The sequence below is a fragment of the Mucilaginibacter sp. genome, from assembly GCF_028288225.1.
Lineage (GTDB): Bacteria > Bacteroidota > Bacteroidia > Sphingobacteriales > Sphingobacteriaceae > Mucilaginibacter.
In genome coordinates this window covers 18,316-30,766 of sequence record NZ_JAQBOC010000096.1, presented here as the reverse complement: position 1 = coordinate 30,766, position 12,451 = coordinate 18,316, and the positions used below count along the sequence as shown (strand labels likewise).

11 protein-coding genes are annotated in these 12,451 nt (G+C 42.1%); 5 read left to right on the top strand and 6 right to left on the bottom strand.

Annotation, left to right across the window (positions count from 1 at the left end):
* Positions 1-32 precede the first annotated feature (32 nt).
* A complete protein-coding gene (locus JWQ54_RS28900; protein ID WP_299591574.1) occupies positions 33-1,205 on the bottom strand; it encodes a class I SAM-dependent RNA methyltransferase in 1,173 nt (390 codons plus the stop codon).
* 79 nt (positions 1,206-1,284) lie between these two features.
* On the opposite strand from JWQ54_RS28900, the gene JWQ54_RS28895 reads away from it, so the two are divergent.
* The gene (locus JWQ54_RS28895) at positions 1,285-1,647 is read left to right on the top strand and encodes a DUF3127 domain-containing protein (protein WP_299591572.1); all 363 of its coding nucleotides are present in this window, start codon (positions 1,285-1,287) and stop codon (positions 1,645-1,647) included.
* A gap of 402 nt (positions 1,648-2,049) precedes the next feature.
* On the opposite strand, the gene JWQ54_RS28890 is transcribed toward JWQ54_RS28895, so the two are convergent.
* Entirely contained in the window at positions 2,050-2,859 is an 810-nt protein-coding gene (locus JWQ54_RS28890) for a T9SS type A sorting domain-containing protein (protein WP_299591570.1), read from the bottom strand.
* Between the two features lie 206 nt (positions 2,860-3,065).
* Here JWQ54_RS28890 and JWQ54_RS28885 point away from each other — a divergent pair, with 206 nt between their 5' ends.
* Together JWQ54_RS28885 and JWQ54_RS28880 are read left to right on the top strand one after the other, a co-directional pair.
* Positions 3,066-4,883: a sensor histidine kinase KdpD gene (locus JWQ54_RS28885; protein ID WP_299591568.1), complete on the top strand. Its 1,818-nt coding sequence runs from the start codon at positions 3,066-3,068 to the stop codon at positions 4,881-4,883.
* 186 nt (positions 4,884-5,069) lie between these two features.
* Positions 5,070-5,762, top strand: a complete 693-nt coding sequence (locus JWQ54_RS28880; protein WP_299591566.1) for a response regulator transcription factor — start codon at positions 5,070-5,072, stop codon at positions 5,760-5,762.
* 94 nt (positions 5,763-5,856) lie between these two features.
* Here the strand turns inward: JWQ54_RS28880 and JWQ54_RS28875 are convergent, their stop codons facing one another.
* The 3 genes from JWQ54_RS28875 to JWQ54_RS28865 form a co-directional block, all read right to left on the bottom strand.
* The gene (locus tag JWQ54_RS28875; protein ID WP_299591564.1) at positions 5,857-6,312 is read right to left on the bottom strand and encodes an SMI1/KNR4 family protein; all 456 of its coding nucleotides are present in this window, start codon (positions 6,310-6,312) and stop codon (positions 5,857-5,859) included.
* Between the two features lie 218 nt (positions 6,313-6,530).
* Complete coding sequence (locus JWQ54_RS28870; RefSeq protein WP_299591562.1) at positions 6,531-6,887, bottom strand: VOC family protein; 357 nt, start codon at positions 6,885-6,887, stop codon at positions 6,531-6,533.
* 11 nt (positions 6,888-6,898) lie between these two features.
* Positions 6,899-7,141 carry a hypothetical protein gene (locus JWQ54_RS28865; protein WP_299591560.1) on the bottom strand — a complete coding sequence of 81 codons (243 nt, stop codon included), beginning with the start codon at positions 7,139-7,141 and terminating at the stop codon, positions 6,899-6,901.
* 169 nt (positions 7,142-7,310) lie between these two features.
* On the opposite strand from JWQ54_RS28865, the gene JWQ54_RS28860 reads away from it, so the two are divergent.
* Both JWQ54_RS28860 and JWQ54_RS28855 read left to right on the top strand, forming a co-directional pair.
* Positions 7,311-8,876: a M20/M25/M40 family metallo-hydrolase gene (locus JWQ54_RS28860; RefSeq protein WP_299591558.1), complete on the top strand. Its 1,566-nt coding sequence runs from the start codon at positions 7,311-7,313 to the stop codon at positions 8,874-8,876.
* A 405-nt stretch (positions 8,877-9,281) separates the two neighbouring features.
* Positions 9,282-11,504, top strand: coding sequence for a DUF5916 domain-containing protein (locus tag JWQ54_RS28855; protein WP_299591556.1), 2,223 nt, complete (start codon positions 9,282-9,284; stop codon positions 11,502-11,504).
* A gap of 165 nt (positions 11,505-11,669) precedes the next feature.
* Here the strand turns inward: JWQ54_RS28855 and JWQ54_RS28850 are convergent, their stop codons facing one another.
* On the bottom strand, positions 11,670-12,419 hold the full coding sequence (locus tag JWQ54_RS28850; RefSeq protein ID WP_299591554.1) for a carboxypeptidase-like regulatory domain-containing protein: 750 nt from the start codon (positions 12,417-12,419) through the stop codon (positions 11,670-11,672).
* Positions 12,420-12,451 lie beyond the last annotated feature (32 nt).

Here is a 12,451-nt window from a genome sequence, read left to right as displayed (position 1 = left end):
GATATTTCAACATTCAGTATTCGATATTTAAATTACACTTCCCTGGGTTCCCTTTTGGTGCCTGAATAAAGCTCATACTCCAGTAAGCGGCAATCCAGCTTACCATTGTAAAACTCAATTTTGCGGGATGCACGCAGGCCAATCACCTTTGCAAGATCCGGGTTGCCGGTAAAAACATAACCTCGATAACCCAAACAATCTTTCTTCATAAAATCGCCCATGCGCTTATATGTTGCCTCCAGTTTGGTGTGCACGCCAAGGCGCTCGCCATATTCCGGATTAAACATTATAACGCCCGGCTCTTCCGGTATTGGCGTGTCTGCAAAATCACAAACACTAAAATCAATTAAATGTTCTACGCCGGCTGTTTTTGCGTTTTTTTGTGCAATGTCAACCGCATCTTCTGATATATCTGTGGCGATAATTTTAAAGCCTGTATCCTTTTTTGCTTTATCCTTCAGCTTTCTGCGCTCGGTAAAAAACACGGTTTCGTCATAGCCCATTATGTGCATAAAGCCATAATTCATCCTGAACAGGCCAGGGCATTTATCAGTAGCCAGCAGGGCCGCTTCAATAGCCAGTGTGCCCGATCCGCACATGGGGTTTATGAAGGTGCTCTTCCTGTCCCAATGGGTGGCCATAATGGTTGATGTTGCTAAAGCTTCGAGCATTGGCGCCTTGCCCGGAATTTTACGATAGCTGTGTTTGGCCAGCGTTTCGCCCGATGTATCTAAAAATATATCGGCCTCATTATCCTGCCAGTACAGGTGCACCACCGTTTTATTTGATTCGGCGCCCGAGTTTGGCCTTAATCCTTTAACAGATTTTATCCTGTCGGCAATGGCATCCTTAACCTTCACATTGGCAAAAAGCGGGGTTAGTATATGCTCGTTATTTACATTTGATGTTACCGAGAAGTAGCCGCTAAAATCAATAAGCTTTTCCCATTCTATCTCAACCAGCTCATCATAAAGCTGTTTGGGGTCATCGGCATTAAAGCTTTTAATTAAATACAGCACCTGGCTGGCGCAGCGTAAATTTAAATTTAACGTTATACAGTCGGTAACTGTACCCCAAAGTTCAATGCCGGTTTGAAAAACGCGGACAGGCTTAAAACCCAGGTCTTCAACCTCCTGCTGCAGGTAAGCCGACAGCCTTTTATTGCAGGTTATGATAATTTTATTTTCAGTGTGGAAAACTTGCATGATATTGTGCGAATTTATGAATTAAATACGCCCGATTTTATTTCTTATCTATTAACTTTACATTTTTAATTTTGAAACTATGGAAATTAAGGGTAAGGTACATGAAGTGAGCCCAACGGTACAGGTTACTGACTCACTTAAAAAAAGAGAATTGATACTTGAATATATCGAGAATCCGCAATATCCTGAATATTTAAAATTCGAAGCGATACAGGACCGCTGCAATTTATTGGATAATACAAAGGTTGGTGATGATGTTGAAGTTTTCTTCAATTTAAAAGGCCGTCCGTGGACAGATAAAACAGGTAAAAAAAGCTATTTCAACTCCATGCAGCTTTGGAAAATAAATGTATTGGCAGGTGCGGGCAGCGCTTCAACACCAGAATATGCGCCGCCAGCTGATATCAGCTCAACGCCTGATGAAGACGATTTGCCTTTCTAAGAAAGGTTGCAGTTGCCGGGAGGCAGTTGATAGTTATTTATACAAAAAGCCTGGTTATGCCGGGCTTTTTGTATGTGGAGAATGTTGGCTTTGCAGAACACTATAATACTAACCTACACTGTTTTTGATGTGCTGAGACCGGTTTTAATAGTATAATAAATCTACAAACAAACTTACAATTTACATAAGGTAAACTTACTATATACATAGACTCAATTGACAATTTACATAGAAAAGCGTCCACTAATCAAATTTGCATGATTGACGCTATGGAAACGCCGGGGTTGCAAAAAAGCCATTCCGCAATTGAAATGGCTTTTTTATAAATAGAGTTTCTGTCGGCAACTACATTATCCAACAGGTAACTGCCCACTGAAAACTGCCTACTGCCAACTTTTTCCCTTATTCCTCTTTCATTATCCTTTTCACAGCAATATTTTTACCTTGTTTTATTTGCAGGTAATAAACACCATTCAGGCCCAAAGCAAAGCTTTTATTAAAGTTGCCGTTTATGGTTTTTTCGCTCCAAAGCGTTTTTCCTTCGCTGTCGCTCAGCTTAACTTCGGCGGGGGCCTTTGAAAGCAGGTTAAACATCAGTAAAATTTTACCGCTCGAAAATTGCGGCACCAGGTTAAGGTCTTTAATTTCAAATTTTGGACCTTCCACATAGGGCATCCTTTTCAAATCATCATCTGAGGCTTCTGATACGCGGAAGCTAACGTGGGTGCTAACGCCGTCATTATTCGTATTTACATACTCAAAGTTCTGGCTGTTCTTCCTGTCGAACCTACCCATTGGCCGCTCAAATCTTCTCTCTCTTATTTCCATCCGATCGGACCCTTCATCATTCATGCGATAATTGAACGCCATTTCCCGGTTCATTTTCCTCATCTTGCCGGGCTTCAACTCATCGCCGCCAAGGGTATCTCTTCGTTTAAAAGTAAAAACACGATGATCATTACTATTTTGTTTGAATTCTTTAAATGGAGCTTTGGGCAAATTGTTAATGTCTGTTAGCGCATCCTGCCTGTCGGCTGCCGAAAGTTCTTTTATGTTTTTACCGTTTATGGTAGTATCGCCATTTTCTATCCTGATCTCCATATCTTTTTGCGTTTTAATTTGCGCAAGCAATACCGGCGGCAGACCAAGTATCATAACCAAACTAAAAGAAAAAATAAATTCGAAGCCGGGTTTTACTAAAAGCTTTTTCATGATGGGGTATGTTTGTTTTAAGTTAATTAACTTTAATGAGCTTTTAATTATTGCCAGCTCACGTCAAAGTTACAGTAGTTAGGTTTAATTGCATGTCAAATTTAAACAAACAACTATATTTCAAGGTGTTAAATGCAGGTTATTAATTGTTAAATTTTGTTAAAAGCAAAATTTATAGGCTTATTTAAAATATTTTTGTTTTTGCGATGAAAAAAAGAAGTATTGCACTTATTATCGGGTTGATGAGTTTTGCGCTTTTAGGCGTAATAACTATGCAATTATACTTTTTAAGGCAATCCTATCAATTGCAATCTGAGCTTTTTGACCGCTCGGTTAACGAGGCCCTCAACAATGTGGTAGCAAAGGTTACCCGGCACGATGCATTAAACTTTTTGAATGCAAAAACCAAGCTTCGCGCTAAGGCACTTTCGGCGTGGAAAACAAAGACCATTGATGATAACGGCAGCATTAATAATAATTTAACAAAAACCCTTTCAAGAAAGAAGCTTACCTATCGTCAAAAAAAACTGGCCATTTTACGCGATAGCCTGCGCCGGCTTATCCTGAATAAAAAAATAGACGATGAATTTACCAGGCTTACCCAGGGTGGCAAATTTGATCTCCAGTTTCGCTTTGAAGAATATACGGATGAGCTTGGAATTACCCACCAGCGGATAACCCCCGAGCTGGTAAAGGTTCCGCCGGCATCTGTTTCAGAAAAGCGAAAATTGCATAAATACGATACCGTACGCTATATATACAGCGACCCTCAATTTGGGAAGCAGGTAATTTCAGTACCGCACATTAATGCCGAGTGGGCACGTGTACAGGATAGAAAATTTAAGGAAAGACAGCTGAACGAAGTAAGGAAGTTGTTAGAGAATGATTCTTTGCAAAATACACCCCAAAGCAATGGTAAATCAACTGTGATTGCTAACCTGGCAGAAGAATACGGAAAATACGGCGAGCCTTTAAAACTGCGCCTCGATCCTTACTGGATTGATACCCTGTTAAGGTTTGAGCTGCGTAATAAAGGCATTAACTTACCTTTTAGCTATGAGGTTACTTTAGCCAATAAAGACTCCCTCCTGTTTTCAAAAGCAAATGATGTATCCGGCGTTAAACCAACGTTTACGGATATAAACATTTATCAAACCCCAATATTCAGTAAGGATGTGATCAACGATCCGGGCATTATCAAGCTTGCATTTCCGCAAAGAAATATCCTGCTGCTAAACAAGATGACAGCCTCAATGGCTACCACCGGTGGATTATTGCTGGTGCTGATAGTGTGTTTCGGTTACACCATATTCTCTATCCTTAAACAAAAGAAAGTGTCAGAAATGAAAACTGATTTCATTAATAACATGACACATGAGTTTAAAACCCCGGTTTCAACCATAATGATCGCCAGCGAGGCTTTAAAAGACAATGAAATTGCGCAGGACAGGAGCCGCGTTGCCCGCCTCGCTAATATTATTTATGAAGAGAACGAACGTTTAGGCAGCCATATTGAGAGGGTGCTGAATATTGCCCGCATTGAGAAGAACGATTTTAAGCTGGAAAAAAAGCCGCTTGATGTTAATGAAATGATTGCCGTTGTGGTTGACAGTATGGAGCTTAAGCTTCAGAAAACCAGCGCGGTTATTGCCTTACAGCTTGATGCCGAAAATGCGATCATCAGCGCCGATGAGCTCCATTTTTCAAACGTGATCTATAACCTGATTGATAATGCCATTAAATACAGTACTGATAATCCGGATATAACTATCAGCACCCTTAACAAAAACGGGCAGGTGGTTATTAAGGTGGCCGATAAAGGCGTGGGCATGAGCCGCGATCAGCAAACAAAAATATTTGAACAATTTTATCGCATCCCAACCGGAAACCTGCACGATGTTAAAGGCTTTGGCCTTGGCTTAAGCTATGTAAACACCGTTGTAAAACGGCTTAACGGCATTATAAGCGTAAAATCTGAAAAGGAAAAAGGATCGGAGTTTGAATTGAAATTCCAGGTAGCGTAAGGGGGAAGAATTTCGGAAGTCGGAATTTCGATTTCGGAATTAAAAATGAATCGTGAAGAGCGAAGTTAAAGTCTTAATCCCGGAGTTTGAAAAAGATAAACGCTCAAATAAAGTATACTACTGATAACCTTAAAATATTATGCTTCGGAATTCGGGCTTTTCCGAATTCCGGACTACAAAAACATCATGAAAAAAATACTATTAGTTGAGGACGATCCGAATTTAGGCTTACTGTTACAGGATTACCTGCAGCTGAAGGGGAAGTTTGATGTTGTTTTGTGTAAAGACGGGGAGGAAGGTTTGCGGACATTTACCAAACACACTTTCGACCTGCTGATACTGGATGTGATGATGCCCAAAAAGGATGGCTTTACCCTGGGTAAGGACATCAGGAAGATCAATGCTCATGTGCCTATAATTTTTGCAACGGCAAAGGGCATGATCGAGGATAAAACCCAGGCATTTAACTTAGGCGGTGATGATTACATTACCAAACCTTTCCGTATCGAAGAATTATTACTCCGCATAAACGCACTGCTTAAACGAACCAGCAACTCTGAAAAGCACGAAGAAGAAAAGCAAACCACCTTTAAGCTGGGCCGCTATACTTTTGATTATACCTCGCAGATAATAACAATTGGCGATGCCCAGCAAAAGCTGTCAACTAAAGAGGCCGAGCTCCTGCGCCTGCTTTGCATTCGTAAAAATGAAGTGCTTACCCGCGAAGAAGCATTGCTGAACATCTGGCATGATGACAATTACTTTAATGGCCGCAGTATGGATGTTTTTTTAAGCAAGATAAGAAAGTACCTGAAAGACGATCCGTCGGTAGAGATCATTAATGTGCATGGGCGCGGCTATAAATTATTGATTAATTAGACATTTTACTGCATTAGCTCATTTCGGTTATATATAGAAGAGAAATATGCCCGATAACTGGCATTTTCAAAGATGAATAAGAAATATTAATTTCTTATTCATCTTTGAATGAACCTGCTAACCAATCTAGAAAATTTTCCCAATTATAAATTGACTCTTTTTCAATGTTATTTGAATTATGATCGAATATAACTACGGGAAATTCATTATTTATTGTGGATCGATTGTCAAAGCACCAATAATCGCCGTTATCAGTTTTAAATGGCGTTAACCATTTAGGATAATTTAGCTCTCTGAACCCTTTTACTATCTCTTGCAGGTTCATATAAGGATCTAATGTGGAATTAGCCCATCCAAAACCATCGAATGCATAATCACCCATCGGGGTTGATTGACATTCTTCAAGCTGAAATTGAATAAAAGAAGGAGGAAATTTACAATCATATCTATCTATTATCAAATTCAGATCTTTTTGATTGGGGCGTTTCATCTTGCTTGGGAAGGCGGGGTCATAGCCACTATAAGTAGTCCTGATAGAATGAAAAGTCATAATGATTGCAAATTAGTTATAGGCAATGGAATTAAAAAACGTTATTTATGTTCTCTTCCCCGTTAATTAAGGAGACAGAATCAGGAAAGAACCTGTAGATAAACTTCCGAAGTTTTCAAACGGCGCAGCCCTCAACGAGGCCATTGAAAAACCAACAAAACGAGTTAAACTTCGTAAGTTTTAGAGTTTTCCTGGCTCCTGACCTTGCCTCTTGCTTCTTACTCTGCGTCCGCTATATCTTCGCCAAAATGGAGAATATTGCCATTGTTATCTAAAATGCTGAACTGTTTCATTCCCCAGGGCATTTCCTGCAATTTTCCGTTGGGATGAACAACTCCCAGGGGTTCAAATTCGGCATATAATTTATCAACCTCGTTTACATTAATGTAGCAACCGGTGTTTTTAGCAATTTCGGGGTCGCTGCATGGCCACAAATGCACGTTTATTTCATCACGGCCTAAAATAAGATAGCCCTCCCAGCTGGAATGAAAGGTAAAACCCAACTTTTCAGTGTAAAACGTTTTTGTTTCTTCTTCATCAAGTGAGGCTAAAATAGGTACGGCTGATTTTAACATTGCTATGGTATTTATAATTCTGTTTCCCCGTCCGTTTCCTTATTGATTTCAGCCATACTTCTGGCTTTAAAATAAGTCTTATCCATCCTGGGCGGGTCATTTTCCGGATAGTCGTACTTAATGCTGTTCAGATAATTGGCAATAATCATCCTTTCCTGCCAAGCTAATGTCTTATAATAGCCAGGCTGAGTTTTTTCGGCTTCAACCGCCGCCTTGGCGTTAAAAGCAGACCAGTCATTCTTAATGGCACTCATTATTCAAATATACTTCAAATTAATTATCACTTGTAACAACTTTGTTAAAGCGCATTTTAAGTTTTACAGTTTTTAATAAATAAGTTTGTTTTGAACTGACAACATTATTAACTGAGCTATTAATGGTTAAAGTATAACCTGTAATCTTTAATAGTTAAAAACTGATCGTATGAAAATAAAATTACTTTACTCCTGCCTGCTATTGGCAGCAACCACGGGCTCCGCATTTGCCCAGGACACACCAGACCCGGCGATGGTTCAAAAGATCCGCGAAGAAGGCCTTAACCATTCAAAAGTAATGGATATTGCTTTTCATTTAACTGATGCTTCCGGTCCGCGTTTATCTGGTTCGCCGGGTTTAAAACGTGCGCAGGACTGGGCCGTAAACGAGCTGAAAACATGGGGCATGGCAAATGCAAAGCGTGAAGCATGGGGTAAATTTGGCAAAGGCTGGGAAGTTCAGAAAAACTATGTAGCCATGACCGTGCCTTACTACCACGCCCTTATAGCTATTCCTAAAGCATGGACACCCGGCACGAATGGTGCAATAAAAGGGGATGTGGTTTTGGTAAAAGCCGATACCGTTACTGACCTTGACAAATACAAAGGTACCCTAAAAGGTAAAATTGTAATATTTGATACCAAACCTGGTATTGAAAGAACCTTTAAAGCTGATGGCGTTCGTTATACTGATGAACAACTTGATGAAATGGCGAAAGCAAAACCGCAGGCAGCCGGTGGCCAGCGCCGCGGAGGCCCTAACTCACCACAGTTTGCGGCAATGCAAAAAGCGCGTGCTTTGCGTACCGTAATCAATACCTTTTTACAGGGCGAAAGTGTTGGCCTGGTATTAACCCAGGCGCGGGGCAGCGATGGCACCGTATTTACAACAAACGGCGCATCATATGCCGATACTGCAAAAGCCGTATCGCCTGAGCTGGAAACCAGCGGTGAGGATTTTCAACGCATTTTGCGCCTGGTAAAAGGCGGTATTAAAGTAAGTGTTGAGGCCGATATTAAAACGCAATTTTTTACTGATGATCTGCAGGGTTATGATGTAGTAGGCGAGATCCCCGGTACTGATAAAAAGTTGAAAGAACAAATTGTGATGGTTGGCGGTCACCTTGATTCATGGCACGGAGCTACCGGCGCTACAGATAATGCAGCAGGAAGTGCTGTAATGCTTGAAGTAATGCGCATTTTAAAAGCGGTTAATTTTCAGCCGCGCCGCACCATCCGCATAGCACTTTGGAGCTCAGAAGAGCAGGGCTTATTTGGCTCGCGCGGTTATGTTGTTAATCACTTTGGCGATCCAAAAACAATGGAATTAAAGCCGGAGCAATCAAAAGTTTCTGCTTATTATAACCTTGATAATGGCAGCGGTAAATTACGCGGCATTTATTTACAGGGCGACTCACTTGCCGGCCCGATATTTAAAGCATGGCTGGAGCCTTTCAAAGACCTTGGCGCTACTACTATTACCATCAGCAACACCGGCAGCACCGATCACGTATCGTTTGATGCTGTTGGCATCCCTGGCTTCCAGTTTATCCAGGATGCGCTTGACTATGGTTCACGCACACACCACAGCAACCAGGATACCTATGACAAGCTGAGCGAAGATGATTTGAAACAGGCTGCAACCATTGTAGCATCATTTGTTTACAATACATCGCAACGCGATGAAATGATCCCGCGCAAAGAGCTGCCAAAACCACAGCCAGCACGGAACTGATAGAAAAATCAATATCGAATATCGAACACCCCAATATCGAATGATGAAGAAAAAAAGACCTTCATCATTCGATATTTTTGTTTTGTAGCTATAGTATCCAATAAATCTCCGTTTCTGCGATTTATTTTAACCGCAAAGTCTGCAAAGAGGCCGCAGAATAACACGGAGTTTTTTATTGTCCAAAACTTAATTTGGTTGAGTTCCTTATGATTTTACTTTGAGACAGTTTCACATTGAATTTTTCACGCTATTTGTTTCAGTCATTGGCTTTAGCCAACTGATGTAAGCTAAGAAAATGGAGCTTTATCTATCGGCTACCATAAATTCACCCACTATCAGCTCAACATCATTGCAAATACCTGATTTTTTTATACTTTTATTTGCCCCTGCCTTGCCAATTAAACCATGATTAAAAAGTTATTGTTTGTCTTGTTTTTTATACCCTCCGTATGTGCTTTTGCGCAGGATGCTGATTTTTTTAAACCTGATTCAGTACGCAGGAAGCTAAAGGCTACTAAAATTTTAACCACCTTAAATATCGACGGCCTGCTCAATGAGCAGGAATGGAACCTGGCACAGCTTTCGCCGCAATTTATTCAAATTGAGCCTTACCAGGGAAAAGCGCCTTCTTACGAAACACAGGTGAAGGTGCTGTACAATCAAAAATATTTATACTTCGGCATCATCTCTAAGGATCCGCTTGGTAAAAAGGCTATCCGGGCTACGGATTTTATCCGTGATTTTGACTTTACCAAGCATGATTTGGTGAGCCTCTCGTTTGATGCTTTTAATGATAAAAGGAATGCCATGGCTTTTGCTACCAATGCCTATGGTGTGCAGCGCGACCTGCTGGCTTTTGACGACTTGTATTATGATATAGATTGGGACGGCCTTTGGGAGGTACGCACCTCGCGTACGGATTCGGGCTGGGTGGCGGAGATTGCCATCCCCTGGAAAACGCTGCGTTATCCTAAAAAAACAGACACGCTGCAAAGCTGGGGGTTCAACATTTATCGTAACCGCAGGCTCACTAACGAGATCAGCGCTTTTTCACCATTCCCGCGGGTGTTTAGTGCCACACACATGGATTATGCCGGTGAGCTTACCAATTTACAGCCGCCCCCGCCCACTACAAATATCCGGTTGCAACCTTATGTTTTAACATCATATGATCATTACAGCAATTTCGGGCCTGCAGTAAAGGCGCAAAGCACCCATTTTAAAGTCGGCGGCGACCTGAAATGGGCCATTAACCCCAACTCCATTCTTGACCTTACCGCCCATACCGATTTTGCCCAGGCTGATGCCGACCTGCAGGTAAATAACATTACGCGATTTTCGGTTTTCTTTCCTGAAAAGCGGCAGTTCTTCCTGGAAAATGCTTCCCTGTTTGGGTTTGGTGTAAACCAGGCAACGGATGGCTCGGGTGGCACCATGCGGTACCAGCCATTCTTTAGTCGTAATATTGGGTTGGATGATAATGGCAATCCTATCCCCATAGTGGGTGGCGGGCGCTTTGTGTACCGGTCATCAAACCTTAATTATGGCGCTATTGTTATGCGGCAGGGCAGTGACAATGACTTGCCCGGCACCAACTTTTTTGTGGGACGCGTTTCTGAAAATCTTGGCAGTCAGAACCGGATCGGTGCGCTGGTGAGCGTTAAAAACCAGCCCGGCGGCTCCAACGTTGAAACTACGGTGGACGGTTTTTTCCGGCTGGGCGCATCAAACTCGCTTAATGCTATCCTTACACAATCTGTTACTACCAATACCGGTAAAAAGGGTTTTGGCGGCGTTATGCAATTTATTAGGTCATCAAATCATTATAAGATCTGGTGGACGGAATCTGTCATCACCAAAGATTTTGACCCGCAGCTGGGCTTTGTATCCCGTAAGGATATTATCGGCACAACTCCCGGCATGAACTATTATTACCGCGGGAACCTGCTGCCGTTTAAAAGCATCCTGCGTGCGTTTGAGCCGGGTTTTCTGCCTGAGCTTTATTATACGGCATCAACCGGTAAATTTGCCGAGATGGATCTCCCGGTATGGCCCATCTGGCTAAATTTTCAAAGCGGTGCGTTTTTTGGATACAGTGTAACGCCTATCCGCCAGCATTTAACGGATGTTTTTCAACCGCTGAATATCAGCATAGCCCCCGGCGATTATAATTACCTGATGCATGAAGTGTACCTGAGCACCGACCCGTCAAAGATTTTAAACCTGGTGATGGACTATAAAACCGGCACCTATTTTAATGGCCGCATCAGCTCGGGCGACTGGAAGCTGCAGTTTGCGCCTATCCCCAACATTTCTATAACCGGCGAATTTAACCGCAATCATTTTGAAGGTGTGGGTGAGCAAAAAACAACAGAATCGGTTAACCTGTATATTTTACAGGGCCGCTTTGCGCTTAACCCGCGTGTGCAACTAACAGGCATCTACCAAAAAAATTCTCTGAATAAAGAGGATAATTATAACATCAGGCTCTCGTGGGAGTTCCTGCCTTTATCATATGTTTATTTGATATATAACCGGGGCGTGGCTGGCGTAGCCAATAACTTTACAGTACAGCCGCAAACGGAGGACCATATTATTGCTAAGATCAGTTATTTGCAGCAGTTTTAGTATTGGGGGGTACCGGCTACTTATTTTGTAACAACCCAGTTCAATGACCCATCGGGTCAACCCCTTTGTAGAAACACAACACGCCCGCATTTTTGCATCGCAGATGCTGCCCTCCATCTCAAACAGTCCTCGTGTAGCCCCAATAAAGTGGGGGTTTAGAAGCTTTTAATTTACTACCGGCGGTGTTACCAATGCCGGTAATGTATAGGAGCGTTGGTTACGCAGATAACGGCGGAGATTGGCCCTTATCATTGCCACAAACTCATACTCGCTTGCGGTTTTTGTGGTATAATAGCCCGGGCGATACCTGAACATAAATGCGGTAAGCTTTTCATCTTTTAAGCCGGTAATAAGACCCACATAGGTGCGGTTAAAGCGAAAATCGATGCTGTTTTGTTCGTAATCATGCTCTATGGTGTTTCTTAGCTTTTCGGCATTGCGACCCTCCCTGCTAAAAGCATTCCACAGGGCATCAATACTTAAGCCAGCCCCGCCGCTCGACGGGGTGGTTAAAAAATCGCTATAGGCCAATGAGCCATATGCCTTATTAAATTCCTGCTGGGTGGCGTGTAAACGCATAAGCGGACTAAGCACCGTATCATGAACCGTAACTTCGCTTAGCTGGATAGCAAGGCGCTCCATATAAATAGCAAGAGGAGCATTGCTCTGAATTTTGACGGTATCGGAGTGGTATTCCAGCTTCGAAAAAACAAGCTGATCGCCGGGCTGGGCCGCTATCTTGAATTCGCCTTTTAAATTGTCGTATGCATAAGCACCCGTGGTAATATTGCGGATATTTACTGTTGCTACACGGTCTTTGCTTTCTTTATCAAACACAATACCCGCAACTGTTTTATCCTGCGAAAAACACTTAACCGTTAAAAACAAAAAACATAACACCAAACCCCATTTCATTGCAACACTAAACTACGGCTTTCGCTTAATCA